Source organism: Promicromonospora sukumoe (assembly GCF_014137995.1).
Classification (GTDB): Bacteria; Actinomycetota; Actinomycetes; order Actinomycetales; family Cellulomonadaceae; genus Promicromonospora; species Promicromonospora sukumoe.
The window spans coordinates 339,603-365,735 of the sequence record NZ_JACGWV010000003.1 but is presented as its reverse complement, the minus strand read 5'-3'; the positions used below and the strand labels follow the sequence as shown (position 1 = coordinate 365,735).

18 protein-coding genes and 1 tRNA gene are annotated in these 26,133 nt (G+C 72.9%); 3 read left to right on the top strand and 16 right to left on the bottom strand.

Features of this window, described 5'->3' with window-relative positions; translation table 11 throughout:
* Nucleotides 1-37: 37 nt before the first annotated feature.
* The 6 genes from FHX71_RS25695 to tmk all read right to left on the bottom strand — a co-directional run bounded on the left by FHX71_RS25695 (nucleotide 38) and on the right by tmk (nucleotide 6,360).
* Nucleotides 38-113: transfer RNA gene (locus tag FHX71_RS25695), tRNA-Thr, on the bottom strand.
* 113 nt (nucleotides 114-226) lie between these two features.
* Nucleotides 227-1,771, bottom strand: coding sequence for an alpha/beta hydrolase (locus tag FHX71_RS25690; RefSeq protein WP_312877219.1), 1,545 nt, complete (start codon nucleotides 1,769-1,771; stop codon nucleotides 227-229).
* A 63-nt stretch (nucleotides 1,772-1,834) separates the two neighbouring features.
* Nucleotides 1,835-2,506: a hypothetical protein gene (locus FHX71_RS25685; protein ID WP_182620340.1), complete on the bottom strand. Its 672-nt coding sequence runs from the start codon at nucleotides 2,504-2,506 to the stop codon at nucleotides 1,835-1,837.
* Nucleotides 2,507-2,718: 212 nt separating this feature from the next.
* On the bottom strand, nucleotides 2,719-4,389 hold the full coding sequence (locus FHX71_RS25680; protein ID WP_182620339.1) for an enoyl-CoA hydratase-related protein: 1,671 nt from the start codon (nucleotides 4,387-4,389) through the stop codon (nucleotides 2,719-2,721).
* Nucleotides 4,390-4,534: 145 nt separating this feature from the next.
* Nucleotides 4,535-5,671, bottom strand: a complete 1,137-nt coding sequence (locus FHX71_RS25675) for a DNA polymerase III subunit delta' (RefSeq protein ID WP_182620338.1) — start codon at nucleotides 5,669-5,671, stop codon at nucleotides 4,535-4,537.
* Complete coding sequence (gene tmk, locus FHX71_RS25670; protein WP_182620337.1) at nucleotides 5,668-6,360, bottom strand: dTMP kinase; 693 nt, start codon at nucleotides 6,358-6,360, stop codon at nucleotides 5,668-5,670. Before tmk ends, FHX71_RS25675 begins: the two co-directional genes overlap by 4 nt.
* A gap of 84 nt (nucleotides 6,361-6,444) precedes the next feature.
* On the opposite strand from tmk, the gene FHX71_RS25665 reads away from it, so the two are divergent.
* Entirely contained in the window at nucleotides 6,445-6,846 is a 402-nt protein-coding gene (locus FHX71_RS25665; RefSeq protein ID WP_182620336.1) for a pyridoxamine 5'-phosphate oxidase family protein, read from the top strand.
* Nucleotides 6,847-6,912: 66 nt separating this feature from the next.
* Here the strand turns inward: FHX71_RS25665 and topA are convergent, their stop codons facing one another.
* Nucleotides 6,913-9,714 (bottom strand): type I DNA topoisomerase, encoded by a 2,802-nt coding sequence (gene topA / locus FHX71_RS25660; protein ID WP_182620335.1) that lies wholly within the window; start codon nucleotides 9,712-9,714, stop codon nucleotides 6,913-6,915.
* A gap of 220 nt (nucleotides 9,715-9,934) precedes the next feature.
* On the opposite strand from topA, the gene FHX71_RS25655 reads away from it, so the two are divergent.
* Entirely contained in the window at nucleotides 9,935-10,885 is a 951-nt protein-coding gene (locus FHX71_RS25655; protein ID WP_246403553.1) for a phosphatase PAP2 family protein, read from the top strand.
* A gap of 85 nt (nucleotides 10,886-10,970) precedes the next feature.
* Here FHX71_RS25655 and FHX71_RS25650 read toward each other — a convergent pair whose 3' ends face one another.
* From FHX71_RS25650 to FHX71_RS25615, 8 genes are all read right to left on the bottom strand, one after another.
* On the bottom strand, nucleotides 10,971-12,425 hold the full coding sequence (locus tag FHX71_RS25650; RefSeq protein ID WP_182620334.1) for a S1 family peptidase: 1,455 nt from the start codon (nucleotides 12,423-12,425) through the stop codon (nucleotides 10,971-10,973).
* 168 nt (nucleotides 12,426-12,593) lie between these two features.
* Nucleotides 12,594-13,715 (bottom strand): S1 family peptidase, encoded by a 1,122-nt coding sequence (locus FHX71_RS25645; RefSeq protein ID WP_182620333.1) that lies wholly within the window; start codon nucleotides 13,713-13,715, stop codon nucleotides 12,594-12,596.
* Between the two features lie 216 nt (nucleotides 13,716-13,931).
* Nucleotides 13,932-14,873, bottom strand: coding sequence for a LysR family transcriptional regulator (locus FHX71_RS25640; protein WP_246403552.1), 942 nt, complete (start codon nucleotides 14,871-14,873; stop codon nucleotides 13,932-13,934).
* Between the two features lie 139 nt (nucleotides 14,874-15,012).
* Entirely contained in the window at nucleotides 15,013-16,596 is a 1,584-nt protein-coding gene (locus tag FHX71_RS25635) for a DUF7059 domain-containing protein (protein ID WP_182620332.1), read from the bottom strand.
* Between the two features lie 17 nt (nucleotides 16,597-16,613).
* Nucleotides 16,614-17,798: a hypothetical protein gene (locus FHX71_RS25630; RefSeq protein WP_182620331.1), complete on the bottom strand. Its 1,185-nt coding sequence runs from the start codon at nucleotides 17,796-17,798 to the stop codon at nucleotides 16,614-16,616.
* Between the two features lie 78 nt (nucleotides 17,799-17,876).
* On the bottom strand, nucleotides 17,877-18,155 hold the full coding sequence (locus FHX71_RS29875; protein WP_182620330.1) for a CD225/dispanin family protein: 279 nt from the start codon (nucleotides 18,153-18,155) through the stop codon (nucleotides 17,877-17,879).
* A 118-nt stretch (nucleotides 18,156-18,273) separates the two neighbouring features.
* Nucleotides 18,274-19,962 carry a M20/M25/M40 family metallo-hydrolase gene (locus FHX71_RS25620; RefSeq protein ID WP_182620329.1) on the bottom strand — a complete coding sequence of 563 codons (1,689 nt, stop codon included), beginning with the start codon at nucleotides 19,960-19,962 and terminating at the stop codon, nucleotides 18,274-18,276.
* A 186-nt stretch (nucleotides 19,963-20,148) separates the two neighbouring features.
* The gene (locus tag FHX71_RS25615) at nucleotides 20,149-22,794 is read right to left on the bottom strand and encodes a M14 family zinc carboxypeptidase (protein ID WP_246403551.1); all 2,646 of its coding nucleotides are present in this window, start codon (nucleotides 22,792-22,794) and stop codon (nucleotides 20,149-20,151) included.
* 150 nt (nucleotides 22,795-22,944) lie between these two features.
* On the opposite strand from FHX71_RS25615, the gene FHX71_RS25610 reads away from it, so the two are divergent.
* Nucleotides 22,945-23,520: a DinB family protein gene (locus tag FHX71_RS25610; RefSeq protein WP_182620328.1), complete on the top strand. Its 576-nt coding sequence runs from the start codon at nucleotides 22,945-22,947 to the stop codon at nucleotides 23,518-23,520.
* A gap of 132 nt (nucleotides 23,521-23,652) precedes the next feature.
* Here the strand turns inward: FHX71_RS25610 and FHX71_RS25605 are convergent, their stop codons facing one another.
* Entirely contained in the window at nucleotides 23,653-25,956 is a 2,304-nt protein-coding gene (locus FHX71_RS25605) for a sodium-translocating pyrophosphatase (protein WP_182620327.1), read from the bottom strand.
* Between the last annotated feature and the right edge of the window lie 177 nt (nucleotides 25,957-26,133).

The following is a 26,133-nucleotide window of genomic DNA, read 5'->3' as shown; positions in this document are numbered from 1 at the left end:
GAGGCACATATGGCCTGGTCGAACGGGGTTTTCTTGGTGGAGCCGCCTGTGGGAATCGAACCCACGACCTTCTCATTACGAGTGAGACGCTCTGCCGACTGAGCTAAGGCGGCGCACGCACCGCACACCGGTCAGGACCGGATGGGTGAGCGGGCCCAACTGTACCCAATGCATGACCCAGGTTCCAAAGCGAAACCGTGTGACGTGCCCGATCCGCAGAACTGGGTCAGCAGGTGAGCCCGTCCTCCGGCACCTTGCCCTCCAGCAGGTAGGTCTCCACCGCGTTGCTCACGCAGGTGTTGGAGCGGCCGTACGCCGTGTGCCCCTCGCCCTCGTAGGTGACGAGCACGGCCGACGACAGCGTGCCGGCGAGCGCCTCGGCCCAGCGGTACGGGGTGGCCGGGTCGTTCGTGGTGCCGATGACGACGATGGGCGGCGCGCCCTCGGCGGCCGGGTCGAACTCCTGCTCCGCGGCCGGGTACGGCCAGTCGGTGCACTCGATGCCGGAGTACCCGAACGACTCGCCGAGCGTGGGCGCGGCGGCCTCGATCTCGTCGGCGATCTCGGCCATCTTCGTCATGTCCTCCTCGGCGCGGGCGTCGGCGCAGTTGATCGCGCGGAACGCCTCCTCGCTGTTGGACTTGAAGGTGCCGTCGTCGTTCCGGTCGTTGTAGACGTCGGCCAGGTAGAGCAGGTCGTCGCCGGTGCCCTCCCAGAAGACCTCCCGCAGCGCCTGCGTGAGGAACGACCACGAGGCCTCGTCGTACATCGTCACGGCCACGCCGTAGAACGCGAGCTTCTTGGTGACGTCACGTCCCGAGGAGGTCGGGATCGGGTTGGGCTCGGCGTCCTCGACCATGGCCTGGATCTTCTGCAGGCCGCTGGTCACGTCGTCGCCGAGCGGGCAGTCGCTGCCCGCCTGGCAGTCGGCGACGTAGGCGCGCAGCGCGCTCTCGAAGCCCTCTGCCTGCTGGAGCGCGACCTCGTCCGAGCCGAGCGTGGTGTCGAGCGCGCCGTCGAGCACCAGGCGCCCCGCGCGGTCCGGGAACAGACCCGCGTAGGTGGCCCCGAGCTGGGTGCCGTAGGAGTAGCCGAGGTAGTTGAGCTCGTCGTCGCCGAGCACGCCCCGGAGCATGTCCATGTCACGCGCCGCGGACTGCGTGTCCACGTTGCCGAGCAGCGGCCCGGTGTTCTCGGCGCAGGCCTGGCCCCAGGCCCGGACCGCGTCCTGGCGCTCGGCGAGGCCCTCGGGCGTGTAGGGGTAGTCGGTGCTGAGGAACTCGTCCTTGCCGGCGTCGTCGTAGCACTTGACCGGCGTCGACTGGCCCACCCCGCGCGGGTCGAAGCCGACGATGTCGAACGACGAGCGCAGCGACTGCCCGAAGCGGGTCGGGTCGGCCACGAAGTCCACCCCGGAGCCGCCCGGCCCGCCCGGGTTGACCAGCAGCGACCCGATCTTCTGCCCGGCGGCGGGGATGCGCTTGAGCGCCACCTCGATGCTCCCCGCCCCCGGGTCGTGCCACGACAGCGGCGCGGACGCCGTGGCGCACTGGAAGTCCTCGCCGCACTCGGTCCACTCCAGCGACTGGCCGTAGTAGTCCTCGTAGCCCTTCGGCGCGCCCTCGATGGCCGAACCGTCCGACTTGCCCACGTCCTCCAGCGCCGTCTGCACCTTCGGTGGCGCTCCACAGGCGGCGAGGAGCAGGGCGGCGGAGAGCAGCGTGGCGACGACGGCCGCAGGCTGACGACGACGGCGGGCGGGGCGAATCACCCGGCCAACCTACCGGTTGTGCTCGGTGGATTTCCTACCCGCTGACGAACCGACACGCGACCCTCACGAGTCGAGCCAGGCGACCGGTCCGGGCTCGCCGTCGGCGCTGCGCGGCTGGAGCTCGACCTTGCCCCTGTCGTCGAGCTGGACCGGCACCGGCTTGCCGGTGTCCGACTCGGCGGGCACCTCGACGACCGTGGTCGTGGGCACGAAGTCCATGGTGCAGATGCCGTTGTCGGCGGGCACGAAGGTCACGGTGAGCACGCCGTCGGCAGCGGCGACGCCGGCGGACTTGCCGGCCGGCTTGGCACCGTCGCCGATGGTCGCCTCGGGCTCCGCGAAGGTGGGGCACGAGCTGGACCCGTTGGTCACGACGTAGAGCAGGCCGGGCTCCGGCGACCACGCGACGCCCGCCGTCGAGTCGGTGCTGCCCTCCAGGCCCGGCGGCAGGCCGCGGCCGGAGTTCCCGGCGGCGATCTCCATCTCGCTCGCCTCGGGCAGCTTGCCGTCCTCGGCGCCCTCGCCGTCCGACGCGCTCGGGCTGGGGCTGGTCATGTCGCTCTCCTCCGGGGACGAGGTCTGCGCCGACCCGCCCGTCTGGGCACCTCCGACGTCGGACTGCGCGCACCCCGCCAGCGCGAGGACCGCGACCACCCCGATGCCCAGTGCCGACGCGCCCCTGCGCGCCAGAACCTGTGCCACCGTACCCGTCCGGTTCGTCCGCTCGATCTTCATGCCCAGCTCCTTCCACTCGCCTCTGACACCACCAGGTGTGTGTCGCAGGTCTGCGACGCCTCCACCCCTGTCATGTGGCGGGCGGCGTGGATCTTGCACGACACTCCGGCCAACCTTGGCAAGAGGACAGGTGATCGGCATGTCGAGCCGCCGATCACCTGTCCGGGAACCACTCAGAACCGCACGGAACCCCTCACGAGCGGTCGAACCGCTCAGACGCGGGCCGTGGAGAAGCGGAGCTTCTCGGGGGTGGCGTCCGCCGCCGTCTTGCGCAGGAACGCCCGGCGGTGCACCGAGAACGCGTTGCGGTCGTCGAAGAAGTCGCGCGCCATCTCGGCCAGCTCGATGGTCTGGTAGTACGACAGAGGCCGGTCGGTCGCCCGGCGCTCGGCACGCGCCGCGAGCATCCAGCCGAGCGTCGCGGGCTCCTCGTACCCCTGCGCCGCGGAGGACAGCCAGGTGGTGAACTCGCCCCACTCGCGCGGCCCGACGGCGCTGATCAGCCCGATGCGGGCCGCCTCGGCCACCGAGATCGGCAGCTTGCGCGACAGCAGCAGCGACGCCCGGTGGTCCCCGACCCGCGCGGGCATGCTCCACGAGTGCAGCTCGGAGCCGTAGATGCCCATGTCGTAGTACGGGTTGAGGACGACGCCCTCGCGGGCCAGCGTCACGTCCGCGCACAGGCCCGCCATGACGCCGCCCGCGCCGGCGTTCGCGGTGAACGCGGCGACGGTGAGCTGGTCGGCGGTCGCGATGGCGAGGCACAGCTCGTCGATGGCGCAGATGTTGTCCCAGGCCTCGGCGGCCGGGTCGGGCGACGCGTCGACGGTGCCCAGGTGGATGCCGTTGGAGAACGCGTGCTCGGTGCCCTTGAGGACCAGCACCCGGGTGTCCTCGGTGAGGGCCTTCTCGACGGCGGTGGTCATCCGGCGGCACTGCTCGGTGTACATCGCGCCGCTGTAGGAGCGGAACGTCAGGTAGCCGACGGCGCCGTCGCGGACGTAGGTCGTCTCCGCCAGCGCGTCCGGGATGCGGCGGAACGGCGCGTTGCCCGCGTCGATCACCTGCGCGGCCGGGAGCTTGGTGCCGCGGCGGCCGCTCAGCTCGGCGGCGTAGCCGACCCAGAGCGTGCCGACACCGCAGGCGATGGCCACGGCGTCCAGGTTGCGGCCCACGACGGTGCCGGGCTGCGCGCCGGTGTGCTCGGGCGACGCGACGGCGTCGAAGATGCAGACCGACCGGCCGTTCACGCCCGCCGGGGCGCCAGGGGCGCCGTCGGCCGCGGCGACGAGCCGCTCCAGCTCGGTCGCGGGGCGGCTCCAGTCGATCCGGAAGTCCTCGCGGCGCAGCAGCGGCAGCTCGCCGCTGACCGGCACGATCCGCAGGCAGGCTTCCGCCGGGATGGGCCGTTCGCCGTCCGCGACCTTGCGGACCACCTCGCCGATGCAGGCCATCGCGGCGTCCGCGACGCGGCTGTTGTAGAGCGCGCTCTTGGAGATCGGCGAGTCCGGCATGTCGAACACGGCGGTGGCCCACACGGGGCCGGCGTCCAGCTCCTCGACCGCGGACAGGGCCGTGACGCCCCACCGGTCGCGGCCGTCGCGGATCGCGTGGTCCAGCGACGAGGGCCCCCGGTCGCCCACCGGGCCCGGGTGCACGATCACGGTCGGCCAGCGGTCGTAGACCGTGTCCGGCACGCGGTGCTTGAGGAACGGGCACAGGATCAGGTCGGGGTCGGCCCGCTCGACGGCGCGGGTCATGGCGGCGCCCGACTCGAAGGTCGGGGCAAGCTCGACTCCGACGTCGTGCCCCTGCTCCCGAAGGGAGCACCAGACCCGCTGGGTAAGACCGTTGAAGGCGGAAACCAGCAGGAGAATCCTCATCGGACCGTGGACTTCCTTAGTTGAACGAAACAGCTCTGGGGGCGCCCCGCAGCCTAACCAGGGACGGCATTCGGGACAATGCGACGCGGTGGTTGAGATTCACCCGTGCGAAATCTTCACACGGGACGGCCGCTGCGGTAGACGGTCAACCCTGCGGACGCAGCGCGATCGCCATCGCCTCCAGCGCCAGGAGCGGCGCCACGTTGCCGTCCAGGCGGGTGCGGGCCACGCCGATCGAGTCCATGCGCCGCACGGTCTGCTCGGGGGTCGAGTCCGCGGCGAGCGCGCGCACCGTCTCGGCGAGCTCGGCGTTGACCAGGTCGACCTCCGCCCCGAGCTGCACCACGAGCACGTCGCGGTAGAGCGAGAGCAGGTCCACCATCGCGCGGTCGAGCACGTCGCGCTGGTGCCGCGTGGCACGCCGCTTCTGGTCGTCCTCGAGCTGCTTGAGCTGCGAGCGCAGCCGCGGCGGCAGGGTCTCGCCGTCGGCGACGCCCAGCGCGCGCAGCAGCTCGGCCTTCTCGGCGGCGTCGCGCTCCTGCGTGGCCGACACGGCCTCCGCCTTGGCGACGTCGACGAGCTCGCCCGCGGCCAGCACGGCGTCGCCGACGCCGCGGATGCGCCGCGCGATGCTCAGCACCGCGGTGCGGCGTTCGCGTGCCCCGGCGTCGCGCGCCAGGCGCTTGGCCAGGCCGACGTGGCTCTGGGCCGCGCGGGCGGCGCTGAGGGCGACCGCGGGGTCCGCGCCGTCGCGCCGTACGAGCAGGTCGGCGACGGCCTCGGGTGGCGGCACACGCAGCACCACGGAGCGGCAGCGCGACCGGATGGTCGGCAGCACGTCCTGGACCGACGGCGCGCACAGCACCCACACCGTGTGCGGCGGCGGCTCCTCGATGGCCTTGAGCAGCACGTTGGTGGTGCGCTCCGCCATGCGGTCGGCGTCCTCGATGACGATCACGCGCCACCGGCCGCCCGACGGCGACCGGGACGCCGTCATGATCAGGTCGCGCACCTCGTCGATCGCGATGACCACCTTCTCGGTGGCCAGCAGCGTCACGTCCGGGTGGGTGCCCGCCATGGTGGTGGTGCACGAGCGGCACACGCCGCACCCGCCGTCCGGGCACTGCAGCGCGGCGGCGAAGGCGCGCGCGGCCACCGACCGGCCCGAGCCGGGCGGGCCCGTCACCAGCCACGCGTGCGTCATCGCGGCCGGGTTGGCCACGGCGGCCTGCAGCACGGCGACCGCGGACTCCTGCCCGACGACGTCGTCCCACACGGTCACGAGCGGTCCTCGTCCTGGGGGACCCCGACGGCGGCGGCCTCGGTGACCACGGGGGTCAGGCCTAGCCGAGCCGCGACGTCGACCCGGATCTGCGCCTGGATGTCGTCGACCGGGGCCGAGGCGTCGATGACCACGTAGCGCTCCGGGTCGGCCGACGCGCGCTGGAGGAACGTGTCCCGGACCCGGGTGTGGAACTCCACGCCGGCCCGCTCCAGCCGGTCCAGCTCGCCCTTGCCCTCGGCCGCCGCGCGGCGGGCGGCGGCAGCCTGAGGGTCGAGGTCGAGCACGATCGTGATGTCGGTGCGCAGGCCCTTGGTGGCCCAGAGGGACAGGTGCTCCACCTCGCCGGCGGGCAGGTCCCGGCCGCCGGACTGGTAGGCGACCGACGAGTCGACGTAGCGGTCGGTGACGACCACGGCGCCGCGCTCCAGCGCGGGCCGCACCACGGTGTCGACGTGGTGGGCGCGGTCCGCCGCGTAGATGAGCGCCTCGGCCCGCGGGCCCATGTCCTGCCCGTGCATGACGGCGGCCCGCAGCTCCTTGCCGAGCGCGGTGCCGCCCGGCTCGAACGTGAGCACGACCTCGCGGCCGGTCAGGTCCGCGAGCCAGTCGCCGAGGAGGCGTGACTGGGTCGACTTGCCCACGCCCTCGCCGCCCTCGAAGGAGATGAAGTAGCCAGGTGCGTTCACGCCGCCACCCTAACCGCGACCGCCGACATCGACCCGGGCAGCTCCCGCTGGGCGACGTCCGCGCACCCGGCGCACGATGGGGAGATGGACGACAACGAGCAGAGCATCACGGCGATCACCGAGGACGAGTGCTGGGAGTTCCTCTCCATGCAGCCCATCGGGCGCCTCGGCACCGCCGTCGGCGGCGAGCCCGAGATCTTCCCGCTGAACTTCGCCGTCGCGGACCGGACCATCTACTTCCACACCATCCCCGGCACGAAGGTCGCCGAGGTGGCGATCAACGAGAAGGTCGCGTTCGAGGTCGACCAGTGGGGCCCGGAGATCGCGTACAGCGTCGTCGTGAAGGGCACCGCCGAGATCCTGGAGACCGACGCCGACATCGCGGCGGCCGAGTCCACCAACCTGATCAGCTACCTGGAGGAGACCCGGGACACGTGGGTGCGCATCACGCCCACCCACGTGACGGGCCGCCGCCTGCGGCGCTGAGCCGGACCCGGCCCCGCGACCTGTCAGACGTACAGGTCACCGGGGTGACCTGTACGTCTGACACGGCTAGGACTTCTTGGCCGGTGCCTTCTTGGCGGGGGCCTTCTTGGCCGGGGCCGCCTTCTTCGCCGGGGCCTTCTTCGCGGGGGTCCGCTTCTTGGCCGGTCCCTGGGCACGCTTGTCCGCGAGCAGCTCGATGGCCCGCTCCGCGGTGATCGACTCCGGGGTGACGTCCCGCGGCAGGGTGCGGTTGGTCTCGCCGTCGGTCACGTACGGGCCGAAGCGGCCGTCCTTGACCTGGATCGGCTTGCCGCTGGTCGGGTCGTCGCCGAGCTCGCGCAGCGGCGGCGTCGCGGTGCGGCCGCGGCCCCGCTTGGGCTGCTTGTAGATCTCCAGCGCCTCGTCCAGGGTGACCGTGAACATGGCCTCCTCGGACGGCAGGGTCCGCGAGTCCGTGCCCTTCTTGAGGTACGGGCCGTAGCGGCCGTTCTGCGCGGTGATCTCGTCGCCCGACTCCGGGTCGGTGCCCACGACGCGCGGCAGCGACATGAGCTGCAGGGCGTCCTCCAGGGTCACCGAGTCGAGGGCCTGCGTCTTGAGCAGCGACGCCGTGCGCGGCTTGGGCAGGGCGGCCAGCGCCCGCTTCTTCGCCGCGGCCGACAGGTCGGGGTCGAGGTCCGGCTCCGGGAGCTGCTCCGTCACGTACGGGCCGTACCGGCCGTTCTTCGCGACGATCGGGTTGCCAGACTCGGGGTGCGTGCCGAGCACGCGGCCGTCGTCGGCCCCCGCCGCCAGGAGCTCGCGCGCCTTGTCGACCGTCAGCTCGTCGGGCGCGACGTCGTCCGGCACCGAGGCGCGGGGCGGGGTCTTGCCCTCCTCGACCTCGGCCGCGAGGTCCTCCAGGTACGGGCCGTAGCGGCCCACGCGCACCCGGATGCCCTCGCCGATGTCCACGGAGTTGATCGCCGCGGCGTCGATCTCGCCCAGGTTCTCCACGAGCGCCCGCAGGCCGCCGCCGTCGCTGTCGACGCCGAGCGCGTCCGACGTGCCGACGTTGCCCGGGCCCTCGCCGAAGTAGAACTCCTGCAGCCAGGCCACGCGCTCCCGGGAGCCGGCCGCGATCTGGTCGAGGTCCTCCTCCATGGTGGCCGTGAAGTCGTAGTCGACCAGCCGGTCGAAGTGCTCCTCCAGCAGGCGGATCACCGCGAACGCGAGCCACGTCGGCACCAGCGCCTGGCCCCGCGTGATCACGTAGCCGCGGTCCTGGATGGTCGAGATCGTCGCGGCGTACGTGGACGGGCGGCCGATGCCGCGCTCCTCCAGCGCCTTGACCAGCGAGGCCTCGGTGTACCGGGCGGGCGGCGTCGTCGAGTGGCCGTCCGCGGCGAGGTCGGTGCCGGTCAGCGCGTCGCCCTCGGCCATCGTCGGCAGGCGGGTCTCCTTCGCGGCCGCTGCGCCCTCGGCGGCGTCGTTGTCGGCGTCCGCACCCTCCTCGTACGCGGCGAGGAAGCCGCGGAACGAGATCACGGTGCCCGACGCCGAGAACACCGCCTCGTTGCCGTCCTGCGCGCCGCCGACGACGGTCGCACCGAGCCGGACGGACGCCGTCGAGCCCTTCGCGTCCGCCATCTGCGAGGCGACCGTGCGCTTCCAGATCAGCTCGTACAGCCGGAACTGGTCGCCGCTCAGCTCGTTCGCGACCTGCGCCGGGGTACGGAACGAGTCTCCGGCGGGGCGGATCGCCTCGTGCGCCTCCTGGGCGCCCTTCGACTTGCTGTTGTAGAGACGGGGCGCGCCCGGCACGTACTCCGTGCCGTACAGCTCGGCGGCCTGCCGGCGGGCGGCGTCCGTCGCCTCCTTCGACAGCGAGGGGCTGTCGGTACGCATGTAGGTGATGTAGCCGTTCTCGTACAGGCCCTGCGCGGTGCGCATCGCCTGGCGCGACGACATCCGCAGCTTGCGGCCCGCCTCCTGCTGCATCGTGGAGGTGGTGAACGGCGCCGCGGGGCGGCGCGTGTACGGCTTGGTCTCCAGGCTGCGGACCGAGAAGTCGGCGGCCTCCAGCCCGGCGACGACGGCGCGGGCGGCCGTCTCGTCGAGCTGCACGGTGCCGGTGCGGACCTTCAGCCGGCCCCGGTCGTCGAAGTCCCGGCCGGACGCGACCTTCTGGCCGGCGAGCTGGGTGAGCCGGGCGCGGAAGGAGGGCTGTCCGCCGTCGGACGCCTCCGCGACCGCGAACGTGCCCGCCACGTCCCAGTAGTCCGCGGAGACGAACGCCATGCGCTCGCGCTCCCGCTCGACCACCAGGCGCGTCGCCACCGACTGCACGCGGCCGGCCGACAGGCCCTGCCGCACCTTGCGCCACAGCACCGGCGAGACCTCGTAGCCGTAGAGGCGGTCAAGGATGCGCCGCGTCTCCTGGGCGTCCACGAGGTCCTGGTCGAGCTCGCGGGTGTTCTCCAGCGCGCGGAGGATCGCGTCCCGCGTGATCTCGTGGAAGACCATGCGCTTGACGGGGACCTTGGGCTTGAGCTCCTGGATCAGGTGCCAGGCGATGGCCTCGCCCTCGCGGTCCTCATCGGTCGCGAGGAAGAGCTCGTCGGCGTCCTTGAGCGCCTTCTTGAGCTCGGAGACCTTCTTCTTCTTGTCCGCGTGGACCACGTAGTACGGGTCGAACCCGTTGTCGACGTCGACGGAGAACTTGCCGTACGGCCCCTTCTTCATCTCCGCGGGGAGATCCTTGGGCTGCGGGAGGTCGCGAATGTGCCCCACGCTGGCTTCGACCTCGTAGCCGTCACCGAGATAGCTCTGGATCTTGCGAGCCTTCGTGGGCGACTCGACGATCACGAGCTTGCGTGCCTGGGACATCCGGTCCTGCCTGCTTCCTGCGGGGTCTGGGGACGTGCGCCGGGTGGCGTTGGAGAGTTCACGGTACGCCAGGCGCGACGGATCGCACCCTATCCGGGGTCACAGCGGGCTGCCCGGCGGTTTCACATGACCGTGGTGATTTTCACTCGTGGCGTCAAAGACACGGAGAGTCACACAACAGCGACACCGTCTCTTCAGCCGACTCCTCTACGGTGGGGCCATGACCGAGCGCACCCTCCCGCCGCCCGAGCTGCCGCAGCCCGCAGAGGGCCACGCCATCGACAGCGTCGGCAGCCCCATGCCTGGTCGGACGCCCGGCCACCGGCCCCGGGTGGGGCCGCGCGTGGTGGCCGCCGCCGTCGCCGCCCTCGGCATGTGGGGCGTGTGGGCCACGTGGGACACGTTCGTCAACTCCGGGCGCGGCCAGCACGCCGACCAGCTCGCGCTCGAGGGCGCTGCCACCGGGCAGGGCGTCCTGTGGGATCTCGCCGAGCCGGTGCTCGGTGTGGTGTCCAACTCGTTCATCGGCCTCGGCCTGGCCGTCGCCGTCGTGCTCGCGCTGGCCCGCGGCCGGTGGTGGCTCGCGGCCCAGGTGGTCATCCTGGTGGCCGGCGCCAACCTCACCACGCAGGTGCTCAAGCACGTCGTGCTCGACCGGCCCGCCCTGCTCGACACCGCACGCGCCGACATCAACACCCTGCCCAGCGGCCACACGACCGTCGCCGCCTCGATCGCCGCCGGGCTCCTCATCGCGGTGCCGCGGCGCTGGCGCCCGCTCGTCGCGGTCGCGGGCGCCGCGTACACGGCCGCGACCGGGGTGTCCACGCTGATCGGGCAGTGGCACCGGCCGTCCGACGTCGTCGCCGCGATCCTCGTGGTGCTCGCCTGGGGCGCCGGCGTCTGCGTGCTGAGCTCGACGTCGTCCCTGGACCTGCCGCGGACCGGGGCGGAGCCCGGGACGTCGAGCGCGGCCGGGCTGCTGCTGCTCGGCGCCGCCGGCAGCGGCGTGCTCGGGGTGGGCGCCCTGGGCGCCGTGCGCGGCTACGGCTGGGCGCTGCCGGTCGGCGGCGACCTCACCGCGTACATGGGCGGGGCGCTCGGGGTGGTGGCTGTGACCCTGGCGTCGTTCGCCCTGATCCTGCTGGTCCGCCAGTCGACCGCGCGCCCCTGATCCCGGCCGGCCGGGACTCCGCGCACGTGTCAGACGCTCAGGTCACTCCCGTGACCTGAGCGTCTGACACGTCATCCGAAGGGGATCACGGGGTGGAGTAGCCGCCCGTGTACGAGCCCGAGCCCGAGTAGGACTCGACGACCCAGCGGTAGGTGCCCGCCGTGCCGTTGTAGCTCACGCTCTCGTCCGGCGACGACGTGATGCCCTGCGCCACGGTGACCCAGCTGCTGCCGCTCACCTTCTGCAGGAACAGGTCGAAGTCGGTGCCGTTCGGGCCGTCGAGGCAGCCCGTGATGGTGCCGGCCGACGACGAGAACCCGCTGCTGCTCGGCTTGAACGCGTAGGCGCCGCTGCTCAGCGAACCGCTGAACGCCGTCTCCTGGCTCGCGCAGCCCGTGGGCGGCGTGGTGCCACCGCCACCGGTGATCAGCGCGACGCCCGCGGCGCTGAGCGCCTCGCCCACCGGCTGGAAGTACGTGGTGCCGCCGGACGAGCAGTTGCCGTTGCCGCCCGAGGTCATGCCCTGGGCCTGGGTGCCAGCGAGCAGCGAGCCGCCCGAGTCACCCGGCTCGGCGCAGACGTTGGTGCGGATCAGGCCGGACACGGTGCCCTCGGCGTAGGTGACCGACGCGTTGAAGGCCTGGATGGTGCCGCAGTGCCAGCCGGTCGTGGAACCGGAGCGGCAGACGGTGGAGCCGACGGCGGCCTGGGTCGAGCCCGCGACGTTCACGGTGCCGCCGCTGTAGTTGTTGACCGCACCGATCGGGGTGTCGTCGGAGCCGACGTTCACGTAGGCGTAGTCGTTGCCCGGGAACGAGGACACCTGGAAGGTGCCGCTCGGCTGGGTGGTCGTGGCGCCACGGGCACCGCAGTGGCCCGCGGTGACGAAGCCGCCGGTGGCCGAGAAGCCCACCGAGCAGCGGCCGCCGCCGATGTAGTAGGCGTTGCCGCCGATCACGTTGATGAAGGTGCGGGGCATCTCCGCGACCTCGACGAGGGAGACCGTGCCGGCAGCGATCCCGGCCCGCGCGACGGCGGCCGCGACGGCTGCCTTCGAGCCCTTGGCGACCTCCAGGACCACCGCGTTGGACTCGACGTCCACGTACGCGCCGGCGACCTTCGTGTCCGGAGCGGCCTGGAACGCCTTCGTGGCCAGGCGGTCGAGCTGGGCCAGGGACTTGTCGACGGTGACCGCGGTGGCACCGGCGGCACGGACCTCGGCGGCACCGGCCTTGTCGGTGACGGCGACGTACAGCTCGGAGCCGTCGACCCACGAGCCCGCGTAGCCCTTGTCGAGGGCCTTGACGATGGAGTGCTGCTTGTCGGACAGAGCCTCGTCGGTCTTGAGGCGGTCCACGGCCTGGGAGGTGGTCAGGCCGAGATCGCGCTCCAGGGCCGCGACCATGCCCGGGGCGTAGCTGGTCACCTCGGGCTTGTCCGCTCCGGCAGCTGCGCTTGCGGTAGCAGCGGTGATGCTGCCGGCGAGAAGCGTCATCGCGGCTGTGGCCACGGTGAACGCCTTGAAGGATGTGCGTCTCATGTCCAGCGACTCCTTGTCGTCGGGGCAATGGATTCACCCAGTGCGGCACACTGTATGGTCGCTTTCAGGCAACTCCCAGATACCGCTTTGGACATATCGGCGCAATATGCGGACATGCCGCAGAGCGGGTAGGGAGTTCCCCTACCCGCCCCGCGGTTCCTCAGGACGTCAGTTCGTCAGGAGCGACACACCGGCCGCGCTCAGCGCCTCGCCCACCGGCTGGAAGAAGGTCTGGCCGCCGGAGGAGCAGTTGCCCGACCCACCGGAGGTCATGCCCTGGGCCTGCGAGCCCGCGAGCAGCGAGCCGCCCGAGTCGCCCGGCTCGGCGCAGACGTTGGTCTGGATGAGACCGGAGACGCTGCCCTCGGCGTAGTTCACCGTGGCGTTCAGCGCCTGGATGGTGCCGCAGTGCCAGCCGGTCGTCGAGCCCGAGCGGCAGACGTTGGCGCCCACGGCGGCCGGCGTCGAACCCTGGACGGCGACGGTGCCACCGTTCCAGTCGTCGACGACGCCCACCGGGGTGTCCGAGCTGACCGAGACGTAGGCGTAGTCGCTGCCCGGGAACTCCGAGACCTCGAAGGTGCCGCTCGGCTCGCTCGCCGAGGCGCCCACCGAGCCGCAGTGACCAGCGGTCACGAAGCCGCCGGTCACGGCGAAGCCGACCGAGCAGCGCGCGCTGCCGTTGATGAAGTACGCCTCGCCGCCGATCACGTCGGCGAACGTGCGGGGACGCTCCGTGGACTGCGTCAGCGCGACGGCGTCGGCGGGAACGCCCGCCTCGGCCACCGCGGCACGCACGTCGGCCGTGGCGCCCTTGACCACGTCGATGACGATCTCGTTGGTCTCCACGTCCACGTGGTACGAGGTCACGTCGGCCGAGGACAGCGCGCCGTCCAGGTCCGCCGTCCAGGCGTCGAGCGCCTTGAGCGAGTTGTCCACGGTCACGGGGGTGGCCCCGGCCGCGCGGACGTCGGCGGCCTCGGCGGCGTCGGTCACGGCGACGTGCAGCGCGTCCGACCCCTCGACCCAGGCCCCGGCGTAGGAGGCGCCGAGCGACTTCTCCAGGCTCTGCTGCGTGTCGGCGAGAAGCTCCTGCGACTCGAGCTGGGCGACGGCCTCCGCCGTGCTCAGGTTCAGGTCGCGCTCCATGGCGGAGACCAGGCCCGGTGCGTAGCCGGCGGTCGCGGCCTCGACGTCGGACGGTGCGGCGGCGACGGCGCTGATGGTGCCGGCAAAGAGGCCCACGGTGGCGGTTGCCACGGCGACGCCCCGGAGGGATGTACGACTCATCTCCAGCGACTCCTTGGGTCGGAGGGGGTGAATTTCCACCCACGGATGATTTTTCACCCGCACCGCCACAGTAGGAGGAGTTGGACTTCACGCCCAGATCACACTCAGGTCATACATATTTCCTATGGAGGGCAAACCACGTACGTGCTCGGGGCACGCACGTGTCAGACGTACAGGTCACCGGGGGGACCTGTACGTCTGACACGTGGGGGGAGGTCAGCCGAGCATGCCGTACATCGCGAGCCACTGTTCGTACTGCGGGCTGCGGCGGACGGCGTCGCGGTGGGCCCGGTGCGCGGCGCCCTCGACGGCCTCCAGGTCCACGCGCAGGTCGGCGTCGTGCCGCCAGCCCAGGTAGTGGGTGCGGCGCAGGGGCGCCCCGGCCAGCGGGACGGTGGCGACACCCGGCGGGTCCGGCTGCCCGGGCTCCACGAGCGCGACGGCGCGCCCCGCCCGCACCTGGTCGACGGCGGTGGTCCACTCCGCCTCGCCCATGCCGAGCGGCGTGAACCCGGCCCGCACGCACGCCGACACGAAGCACTCCTCGAGGCAGCCGTGCGACGGGACGCAGAGCCACATCTCCTCGGCCAGCTCGGCGAGCGAGACCTCCGGCTTGCCCGCGTAGGGGTGGTGCGCGTCGATCAGCACGAACATCGGGTCGGTGCAGACCCGGGTCCAGGACACCTCGACGGCCGCCGGCGGCGAGACGTCGGAGCACATCCCGACCAGCCCGACGTCGATGGTGCCGCGGGCGAGCCGGGACGCCACGTCGTCGGGCAGGGGCGGCATGGCCGTGGTGACCTGCGCGCCGGGCATGCCGATGTGCAGCTGGTTGACGAACAGGCCGCCCAGCCCGGTCCCGGTGATGCCGACCCGCACGGTCTCGCCGTGGGCGACGTCGCCGTTGACGAGTCGCTCGGCGTCGTCCGCGAGGGCCGCCATGGCGGGGAGAAGCACGCGAGCGTGCCTGAGTACCAGCTCACCGAGCTCGGTCGGTCGTGCACCGAACCGGTCGCGGACGAACACGTTCCCGCCCAGCGACCGGTCGATCCGGTTGAGCTGCGCAGTCAACGCCGGCTGCGCGATGCCGAGGGCAGCGGCCGCCTTCGTGACGCTGCCCGACTCGGCAACAGCGACAACCATCCTCAAGTGCCGCATGTCGAGTTCCACACGGTGGAAAATATCTGTCATAGCCCGATATGTCTCGGGCATGGACGAAATTTATCGGTGCGCGACCCTGAACGTTACGTCCCGGTAACGGCCCCGAGGCGTCCAGCGGCCGCCCAGGAGGCCCCGTTCAGCCCTCCAGGAAACCGTCCCGGACCAGCCCACGGACCGCCGGGAGCAGCTCGGCGGCCAGCGCGTCGGCCGGCACCTCGAACAGCGACGCGAGGGCTCCGACGATCTGCCCGACGGTCAGCTCGCCGTCGCACGCGCCCACGAGGGCCGCGAGCGGGCTCGACGCGTGCACGCCCCGCCCCAGCCCGTCCCCCTGCCTCAGCACGACGACGTTCGGGTCGGCGGCGCCCGGCGTCAGGTACCGCTCCTCGGTGATGTCGGCGGCCGTCACGAGGTGGGCCGCGGCGAGCGCGGCGTCGTCCCGGGCCACGAGCCAGTCGTGCCCGGCGAGGCTGCGCGCGATGTGCGCCCCGAGCGGCTGGCGCACCGACCCGGTGTGCTCCTCGAGGCGGCGCAGCGTCGGGGCGCCCGAGACGGGGCGCCGGAGGGTCACGATGCCGAAGCCGACCGCCTCCACGTCCCGGGAGGCGAAGTCGTCGAGCCACGCCCCGTACGCGGCGGCCCAGGCGGCCGGCTCGCGGTCGGGCGTGGTGCCGCCGTCGCGGATCCAGGTCTCGGCGTACTCGGCGGGGTCGAGCACCTCCCGCTGGATGATCCAGCCGTCCAGGCCCGCCTCGTCGAGCCAGCGGCCCACGCGCTCGGTCCACGGCTCGCCGCGGCGGTGCTCCCAGTTCGCCAGGAGCTGGGCGGTGCCGCCCGGGGCGAGCACGTCGCCGACGCCGAGGATCAGGTCGCGCACCAGGTCGTCGCCCGCCCGGCCGCCGTCGCGGTACTCGTAGTCACCGATCGCGTCGGCCACGGCGCGCCCCGCGGCGCCCGCGTGCGGGGTGATGACGAACGGCGGGTTCGAGACCACGAGGTCGAACCGCTCCCCCGCGACCGGCTCCAGCATCGAGCCGTGCCGCAGGTCCAGCTCCACCTCGCCCGGCCGGTTCAGCGCCGCGTTGAAGCCCGCGAACGCCAGCGCGCGGTGCGAGATGTCCGTGGCCACCACCTGCTTGGCGTGCCGCGCCGCGTGCAGGGCCTGGATGCCGCAGCCGGTGCCGAGGTCGAGCACCCGGCCGGTGGGGGTGCGCACGGTCACCTGGACGAGGGTCAGGGAGGCGCCGCCCGCCCCGAGCACGTGGTCGGTCGACAGCCGCCCGCCGAGGGCGAGCTCGCCCAGGTCGGACGCGAGCCACCAGCGCGCGTCGCCCACGGCGTCGACGGACGAGTAGGGCCGCAGGTCCACGACGGCGCGCACCTCGTCGTCGTCCCCCGTGCCCTGCGCCGCGACCAGGCCCAGGCGCTCCGCTCCCGCCGTCCCAGTCGCGGGCAGCGCGCGGTCCAGCGCGGCGCGCGCCACGGGCTCGCCCAGCAGGAACAGGCCCGCGAGGGTGGCGCGGGGATCGCGGTCCGACGGCGGCTTGCCGGCCACCGCCGCGGCGACCGCCCGGCGAGCCGGCAGCGCCTGCTCGCGGTGCAGCGCGGACGCGGCGAGCGGGCCCAGGACGTCCTCGACGCCGTCGACGTCGTAGGCGGAGGAGGCCAGGTCGTCCCGGAGGGAGGCGACGAGGACGGGGTCGGTCACAGGAGGGTGCACGGCCCCATCCTGACGGGCTACTGCGTGCAGTTCGAGTTGACGTAGAGCCCGATGGTCTTGGTCGCCTCGATCATGGCCGCGGTGTCGAGCTCCTCCTGCGCCCCGCCGACGGCGGAGAGCACGGCGGGGCCGTCGTTGGCCTTCACCTTCTCGATGTTGTTCGCCACCGTCGAGTAGTAGGTGAACGCCACCGCCCAGTCCGCGGAGATCGCCTCGGGCGGCGTCACGCCGTCCAGCGCGTTGCGGGCGTTGATGAAGCCCTTGCGCAGGGTCTCGGGCTGGTCCTCGACCATCGCCGACTGCGCGTTGGCGGCCTGCGTCCACGCCATCTGCGTCTGCGCGCACGACGCGGCGTCCGCCGAGGACATCTCGCCGCCCGACGAGCCGAACGTGTCCATGCCCCAGCCCGTGCCCAGGCCCAGGCCCGCCGCGAGCACGCCGGCCGTCACCAGCACCATGGGGCGGTCCAGGAACGCGGGCAGGCCGCGCCGGAGGGTCTTCCTGATCTTGCGCTGCTGCGCCGTGCTGGGGGCGGGGATACGCCCCTTGGGGCCCTTCCCCGCCTTCTTCGCGGAGCCCGACGCGCGGGAACCGGGTGCGCTCGGCCGCGCGGACGGGCCGTCGTCCTCGGGCAGCGGCTCCTCCGGGCCCTCGTCGGCCGCCGGCGCCACGGCGCCCCCGGTGAGCAGCGGGAAACCGCCCGCGGGGGTGGGCGCCGTCTCGTCCTTCGGCGCGCCCTTGGTGCCGGACGTGGCGCCCTTGCCCTTGGACCGGGACCGGCCGCTCTTGCCCCCGGCGCCCTTGCCGCCGGCGTTCTTGCCCCGGCCACGGGTCGCCGCCGGTTCCGCGGCCGCGACGGTGCCCCACGGATTGGCGTCGGCGGCGTCCGGCTCGGCCTCGCCGCCGCCGTCAGCGTCACCGCCGGCGACAGCGGGCGCCGGGACCGGACCCCAGGGCGTACCGCCGTCCTCGGCCGGTGCGGGCTCGGCGGGCGCGGACGCGCCCGAGCCGCCCCACGGGCTGGGCGAGGGCGCGTCGCCGTTCTGCGCGAGCCCCTCGGCCCACTCCAGCGCGCTGGCGCCCGGCGCCGGCTCACCCGCAGCGAGGCTCTCCGCCCAGGTGAGCGCGTTGCTCGCGGGGGGACCACCGGCGCGGGAAGCAGCACGACCACCCCGGGAGCCCTTGCGCCGTGTCGCACTCATAGCCGCGCACTTTACCCGCAGAACCGGGGAAGACAGGAGGGGCAATCGTGTGATAGCTGACGAACTGCGGGTGAAGTGCTACCCGTTCAGGTAGGTGATGCTCGCCCAGAAGACGACCACGACCAGCACGACCAGCCAGATGACGAGGGACGCCAGCCCCCAGTTGCGGGCGCGGCGGGACGCCTTGCGTGATTTGTCGTGCTGACCGGTCTTCCAGAGCCCGTTCACGCGCGCCGCATTCACGAGCGCGACGATTCCCGTGGGCCAGATGCAGATGGTCATCAGAATGCTGAAGACGAGATACGACTTCGGCGGGTACTGCAGCTGCGCGGGGTACGTGTGGACGTTGACGTTCACGGGCGCACGCGACCCAGCCGGCGTCCCGGACGGTGTTGCGGAGCCACTCATGAAAGTCTCCCTCGCCGATGTAGAGGGAGAACTTAGTCCAATTTCGGCGATTTGTTGAATGCCCAGGTCAGCCCGGGATCTTGCGCAGCACCTCGCGATAGAAATGCACTCCGCGGCTCAGGGAATCGACGCTCAGGTGCTCGCCGGAACCGTGCGCCGACTGCCGCTGCTCGCGCGTCATGACGAACGGGCTGAACCGGTAGACGTGGTCGCTGATCGGCGTGAACCGGCGGGCGTCCGTGGCGGAGGGGGTCACGTACGGCACCACGAGGGCGTCCGGGTACGCGGCCCCGACCGCCTCGCCCAGCAGCGCGAACTGCTGGCTGTCCGTGGGCGAGACCTCGCTGGGCTCGGTGCTCTCCACGACCTCGATCTCGACCCTCTTGTCCCGGATGACGCGGCGCAGCCGCGCCACGGTCTTGTCCACCGTGTCGCCGAGCGCCACGCGGACGTCGAGGCGGGCCCGGGCCGTGGCGGCCGCGACGTTCGCGCCGGGGCTGCCCTCCAGCTCGGTCACCGACACCGTGGTCCGGACGGTCGCCGCGGCCTCGGGGCCGCCGCCGGCCAGCATCCACGCCGCGAGCTTGCGCAGCGGCCCTGCCGCCAGCCGGGTCACGGCCCGGAGCGTGGCTCCCTTGGTGCCCGTGGCACCGGGCGCGACCTTGCCCAGCATCTCCGCGGTGGGCGCGCTGACGCGCGCCGCGAACCGGTGCCGGCCCACGCGCGTCACGGCCCGGGAGAGCCGCGTGGTCGCGGTCCACCGCCCGGGCGTGGAGGCGTGCCCGCCGACGTCGGTGGTGTAGAGGTTGATCCCCACCAGGCCCTTCTCCGCGACGCCGACCAGCGCCGTCCTGCGGTCGAGGCCGGGGAAGACGTCGGTCGCGACGGAGCCGCCCTCGTCCAGCACGAGCCACGGGCGCACGCCGAGCTCGTAGAGGCGCCGGACGGCCGTCTGGGCGGAGTCGCCGGTGGTCTCCTCGTCCGCGCCGAAGAACAGCCAGATGTCGCGCTCGGGCACGAAGCCCTCGCCGAGCAGGGTCTCCACGGCGTCGAGCACCGCGACGAGGGCGCCCTTGTCGTCGAGCGTGCCGCGGCCGTGCACGACGCCGTCGCGGATCTCGCCCGAGAACGGGTTGCCGGGCCAGTCCGCGAACCGGACGGGTGCCACGTCCTGGTGCGCCATGAGCACCACCGGGTAGGGGTGCAGCACGTCCTGGCGGCCGCGGCCGGGCCAGCGGTAGAGCAGGCCGTGGTCGCCCGCCGGCTCGCTCTGCAGGGCGTGCACGCGCGGGTAGAACGTCGCCAGCGCGGCCCGGTGGCGGGCGAACGACTCGTGGTCCAGGTACTGCGGGTCCCAGACCGAGACCGTCGGGATCTGCACGAGCGAGGACAGGTGGCCGGCGGCGATGTGCCCCGCCGAGGTGTGCCGGTCGCCGTACGGCTCCGACGGGACGAAGGGCGACGAGCCCGGTCGCGAGGACAGCACGGCGTCCGGCGCCGCCGGCTGCTCGGCGACCGGCCGGTCCGTCGCGCGCGTCGGCGTCGGGGCCGGCGGCTGCGGCGCGGGTGGCTGGGGCGCGGGTGGCTGCGGCACGCTCCGCTCGGGTGCGGGGCGCTCCGGTGCGGTGCGCTGCGGTGTGGCGGGCGCTGCGGCCGCCTCGCGCTCGGACGGCGGGGCCTGCCGGGCTGCCGCCCTGGCGATCATTTCGGCCGTGACCTGAGGAATGGCCTCGGTCGGGTCGATATCGGCACTCACGGACCTTCTCCTGCTCCGGGTATCCCCCGTCGGGGCCCCCTGCGTCGGGGCTCCCGTCCCTGCCCGCGGTCACGGGGCGCTCGGGAGCACAACACCGCAGACGATAGCGGCTTCACCCGCTCTTCCACACACCCCCCGGTGATCAGCGGCGCCCCGGAATCGGTGCACACGCGACGTCCGTGGAGGTCAGAGGGCGGCCCAGTGGATCGCCGTCGCCGCCTGGCTCAGTCCGCCCCGGGGATGGGTGCGGAAGAACACCGACGTGCCGAACACGAACGCCCGCGCCTGGCCCCTCTCGCCGGACACGGCGGCGACCTGCCCGTCGGCCGCCGCGGGCCCCTTCGCGGCCCGGTCGGACGACCAGTGCCCGGCGAGGAAGCTCCCGTAGGTCAGCTCCGCCGTGGTCCCCCGGCCCAGGCCGGTGAACCACACGGCCGGGTACACGAACCCCCGGTCCTGGGGGTGGTCGTCGAGCACGTCGCCCGGGACGCGGGTCTCGACGATGCCGTTCCCGGCGGCGTCGCCCGTCACCGCCTTGCCGCTGACCAGCCCGAACGACTCCGCGGCCGCGAACGCCCCGGCCCCGCGCCCGACGATCGCGCCGCCGTCGCGCAACCAGGACGCGACGGCGGCGTGCCCGGCCGATCCCGCGGGCAGGTCCAGCGACGTGCCCACCCACAGGACGTCGGCGTCCTCGAGGCCCGTCGGCCGGCCCAGGGCCGCGCTGGTGCCGATCCCGCCCGCCGAGACGGCCACCAGGTCGTCGAAGCCGAGCGCCAGGAGCGACAGGCGGTCGTCCCGGTCGCCCACGTAGGCGATCGTGAGGTCCTCGGCCGGCTCGGCCGCCGTCCAGTCGGCGCGCGGCACGGCCTCGAAGTCGATGCCGTACCGGCCGGCCGCCTCTCGGGCCGCCTGGCGCCCCCGCGGCCCGACGACGGCGCGGCCGTCGCCCGTCAGCCGCACCGTGACGCCCTGGTCCAGGAGGTCGTTCAGGGCCCGGTGGTCGGTGAGGCCGGCCAGGTCGAAGCCCACCCAGCGCACCCCGCGCGGGACGTCGCCGGGCGCGCCGGCGGTGTCGGCGTCGACCGGGGTGGTGGGCCCGAGGGGGCCGTCCGTCGTGGCGCCCACGGGGTCCACCGTCGCGCCCCAGAGGGCGGCCAGCGACCACGCCGAGATGTCGTACATGCCGGGGACCTCGGCGGAGATGTCCGAGCCGGGGCCCAGGAGCGAGCTCGCCAGGCCCCGCAGCGGCTGGTGCAGGTCCACCACGTACGAGCCGGCGGGATAGGTGGTGCCGGCCACGTGGGCGGGCGCCGTCAGCCGCCCCACCTCGATGCCGTGGAAGAGCAGCGTGTCGACCAGGTCCTCGGCGTCGCTCGCCGACCGCTGACCCGCGCCCACGGGGACCACGTAGGCGCGCGGGAGGTGCACGGGAGCCTGGTCGTCCGCGGCGTCCCAGTGCCGCCTCCACTCCCCCGGGCCGGGTACCTCGTCGATGTTCTCCCTGGTCAGCACGGTCTTCGGCGCGCCTGCCACCCCGCGCCCGAACGTCTCGACCTGGTTGGCGAGCATGGCGTCCGAGTGCGCGCGGACGTAGCCGATCATCGACGTCATCGTCGTGGCGGCGACCTCGACGTCCACGGCCGAGTCGGCCCGGGTCGTCGTCGTGCCGGTGCGGCCCAGGGGCAGCTCGACCGTGCTCGCCACCGCGCCGTGCAGCGCCGCGTACTGCGCCGTGAAGACCGGCGGCCAGTCGTCCCAGCCCGACGGCGTGTCCCGGTACGGGATCTTGACGAAGCCGGTGTCCTCCTCGGTCGCCTCGCCCGTGCGGGGGTCGTAGGAGGTGTTGCCGTCGATGTCGGCCGCGACGACGTCGTCCTCCACCTGGCGCGCGATCGCGTAGGCGTGCGGCAGGAGCAGGTCGTACTCGTAGCCCTCGCCGTGCGGCGGGCCCGCCGGCTCGACCTGGAGCACGTCCGTGTAGCCGTGGAAGTCCGCCGTGAACAGCGGCTGGACCGCCTTCAGGGTGCGCACGTAGGAGCGCGCCTCCGGGGTGGCGAGCGTGATCATGTCGCGGTTCGCGTCGAGGCCCAGGGACGTCGTCCGGGTCGCGTGGGTCCGGCCGTCCGGGTTGAGCGTCAGGCTGAACACGAGCCGGTGGTGCGCGAGCGTCTCCCGGGTGGCGCGGTCGCGCCCCGTGGCCAGGTCCTCGATGACGCGCAGCGCCGCGTCCGTGCCCTCCCACTCGTCGCCGTGGATGTTCGCGGTCATCCAGACCGGCGTCTTGTAGCCCGCGCGCAGGGCCGTGTCCCGCGCGGCGCGGTCCGGACGCTCCCGGACGTCCGCCCGCCAGGCGGACTGCCGCGCGGTCTCGGCCCGGGCCTCCGGCGCCGTCACGGTGACCAGGTAGAGGTCGCGGCCCTCGGTCGAGCGTCCCACCACCTGCGCCGAGACCCGGTCGCTGCGCTCCATCAGCCGGTTCAGGCGCGGCGCGAGGTCAGCGTGGCTGACGGTCCCGTTCCGGTCCGTCGCGTCGCGCCCGGCCTGCGGGTAGACGCGCAGGTCCGGCTGGTACGGGTACGACGTCGGCATGCGCAGCGGGGGCTCGTCCCGCGGGACGGGGTCGGGCGGGAGGTACGAGGCGACGAAGGCCCCGGGGTCGGTCGGGCCGTCGACGGGACCGGTCCGGACGTCGACGACGGCCGGCAGCCCGGCCACGGTCGCGGGCGCCGCCGTCGCGGGCGTCGCGGGCGCGGCCGTCGCGGGCGCGAACGGGGCGACGACGAGCGTCGCGCCGGTCAGCGCGGCGACCAGACGAGTACGAGCGGACAACGGGTGCCTCCCCAGCGGCGATCCGGCCCAGTCTGGACCATCAGGAGGGCCGAACGGGACAGAAGTGCGGTGAGTCCGTGGCCGGCACCCGCGGCGCCGCCGTCCGACAATCCCGTTGACCGGGCCCGCACCGAGGGGTGCACTGAGCTCATGACGACCGAACGATGGACCTCAGCGACCGTCTACCCCGACATGTGGGCGGACCCGGACGACGACCCGCGCGAGGCGCTGTCGAACCCGGTCGGCGAGAAGGAGACGCTCTGGAACTACCTCAAGCACTACCGGCTCACGCTGGAGATGAAGTGCGAGGGGCTCGACGCCGAGCAGCTCGCGCGCCGGTCGGTGCCGCCGTCGACCATGTCGCTGCTTGGGCTGGTGCGGCACCTGGCCCACGTGGAGCAGACCTGGTTCCAGCGGGTGCTGAGGGAGCAGCCGGAGCTGCCCAAGCTGTTCGGCAAGTCGGAGAACCCCGACGCGGACTTCGACGGCGCCGTGGCCGATCCCGCCGTCGTCGAGGACGCGTGGGAGAACTGGCGGCGCGAGGTCCGGGACGCCGACACGTGGATGGAGGGGCTGCCCGAGGACGGGCTGGGCGCGACCGTCACCCGCGGCGACGAGCAGATCCCGGTCCGGGACGTGCTGGTGCACATGATCGAGGAGTACTCCCGGCACGTGGGCCACGCCGACCTGCTCCGCGAGTGCGTCGACGGCCGCGTGGGCCAGTAACCCCTGTGCCGAGGTAGAACCGCAGCGAGGTAGAACCCTGGCGAAGTAGAACTGCAGCGAAGTAGAACCCTGGCGGGATCGCCAGGGTTCTACTTCGCTGCAGTTCTATCTCGCTGCGGTTCTACTTCGGCGTCAGACTGCCGCCGCCGTGCGGTCCTGCTCGGCCTGCTGGGCCGCGTCGACGCGGGACGCCCGCACGCGGGACCAGATCACGGCGCCGAACGCCACGGCCGCCGCCACCAGCGCGATGCCGATGCGGAGCGCGTGGTTGGCGTCCGCCGGGACGCTGACCGCGACCACGGCGGGCGCGATGAGCAGCGCGACCAGGTTCATCACCTTGATCAGCGGGTTGATCGCCGGGCCGGCGGTGTCCTTGAACGGGTCGCCCACGGTGTCACCGATGACGGTGGCCGCGTGCGCCTCGGACCCCTTGCCGCCGTACTTGCCGTCCTCGACGATCTTCTTCGCGTTGTCCCAGGCGCCGCCCGAGTTGGCCAGGAAGATCGCCATGAGCACGCCCGTGCCGATGGCACCGGCCAGGAACCCGGCCAGCGGCCCGACGCCGAGGCCGAAGCCCACCGCGATGGGCGCGAACGCGGCCAGCAGACCCGGCGTGACGAGCTCGCGGAGCGAGTCCCGGGTGCAGATGTCCACGACCTTGCCGTACTCGGGGCGCTCCTCGTACGTCATGATGCCCGGGTGCTCGCGGAACTGGCGGCGCACCTCGAACACGATGGCGCCGGCCGCACGGGTCACGGCGTCGATCGCGAGGCCGGAGAACAGGAACACGGTGGCCCCGCCGAGGATCACGCCCACGAGGGTGACCGGCGAGATGATCTCGTAGCTGAGCATCGAGGTCACGAGGCCGGTGCCGACGTCGCCCACCTGGCCGAGCGCGTGCGACACGGCGTCGGCGTAGGAGCCGAACAGCGCGGTCGCGGCGAGCACGGCCGTGGCGATGGCGATGCCCTTGGTGATGGCCTTGGTGGTGTTGCCGACGGCGTCCAGGTCGGTGAGGATCTGCGCGCCCTCCTCGTCGACGTCGCCCGACATCTCGGCGATGCCCTGCGCGTTGTCGCTGACCGGCCCGAACGTGTCCATGGCGACGATGACGCCGACCGTGGTGAGCAGGCCGCAGCCCGCGAGGGCCACGAGGAACAGCGCGAGCGGGATGGAGCCGCCCGCCAGCAGGAAGACGCCGCAGATCGCGGCGGCGATGATGCCCGCGGTGTAGACGGCGGACTCGAAGCCCACGCCGATGCCGGACAGGACGACGGTCGCCGCGCCCGTCCGGGAGGTCTCGGCCACGTGCAGCGTCGGCTTCTTGTCCGTGCCGGTGAAGTAGCCCGTGACCCAGAGGATGACGCCGGCGAGCACCACGCCGATGAGCACGGCGAGCGCGGAGACGACGCGTGGGTCGGCGGTCACGCCGGAGAGGTCTGCCGTTCCGGGCACCTGGGCGAACGACGACGGCAGGTAGACGAAGGCCGCGATACCGGCCAGCACGGCGCCGACGACGGCGGAGATGTAGAAGCCGCGGTTGATCGCGGCAAGCCCGCTCTCGGACCCGCGCACCCGCGTGATGAACACGCCGAGCAGCGCGACGAACGCGCCGATCGCGGTGACGATGAGGGGGAACACGAGGCCCTCCTCGCCCATCGCGGCCTTGCCCAGGATGAGGGCGGCCACGAGGGTCACGGCGTAGGACTCGAAGAGGTCGGCCGCCATGCCGGCGCAGTCGCCGACGTTGTCGCCCACGTTGTCCGCGATGGTGGCGGCGTTGCGGGGGTCGTCCTCGGGGATGCCCTGCTCGACCTTGCCGACCAGGTCGGCGCCGACGTCGGCCGCCTTGGTGAAGATGCCGCCGCCGACCCGCATGAACATGGCGAGCAGCGCGGCGCCGAAGCCGAAGCCCTCGAGCACGGCCGGCGCGTCGACGTCGTACACGAGCACGACGAGCGCGGCGCCGAGCAGGCCCAGGCCCACCACGGACATGCCGACGACGCCGCCGGTACGGAACGCGATGCGGGCGCCCTCGGCGCGGCCGCCGGGACGCGTCGCGGCCGCGGCGACACGGACGTTGGCCCGCACCGCGAGCCACATGCCCAGGTAGCCGATCGCCGCGGAGAACCCGGCGCCGAAGACGAACGCGACGGAGCGCCCGACCCGCACGCCGCCGTCGCCCGGCAGCAGGAAGAGCAGCCCGAACACGACCGCGGCGAACAGCACCAGCGTGCGGAACTGCCGCTTCAGATAAGCGGACGCGCCCTCCTGCACGGCCTGGCCGATGTCCTGCATCTTGGCGGTCCCATCAGGCGCGGCGAGCACCTGGCGGCGCAGCACGAACGCGCACACCAGGGCAGCGACCGCGATGACGGCGATCACCGCCACCGTGGTGTAGCTGCCTGCGCCGAAAACAATGCCGTCTTCGAGCATTCGTCCTCCTCGACGAGCTCCGGGGCTGTTCCCCCAGATACGAATTGCCCGGCACAGGCTTGACCCGTGCAAGGCGGATGCGACCCGCCAGCAACGTCGATGGCGGGAAGAGACCAGAGTCTACCCACATGTGACGCCAGTCACTATGTCGGAACATCAAGGTCGCCGCACCCTGGA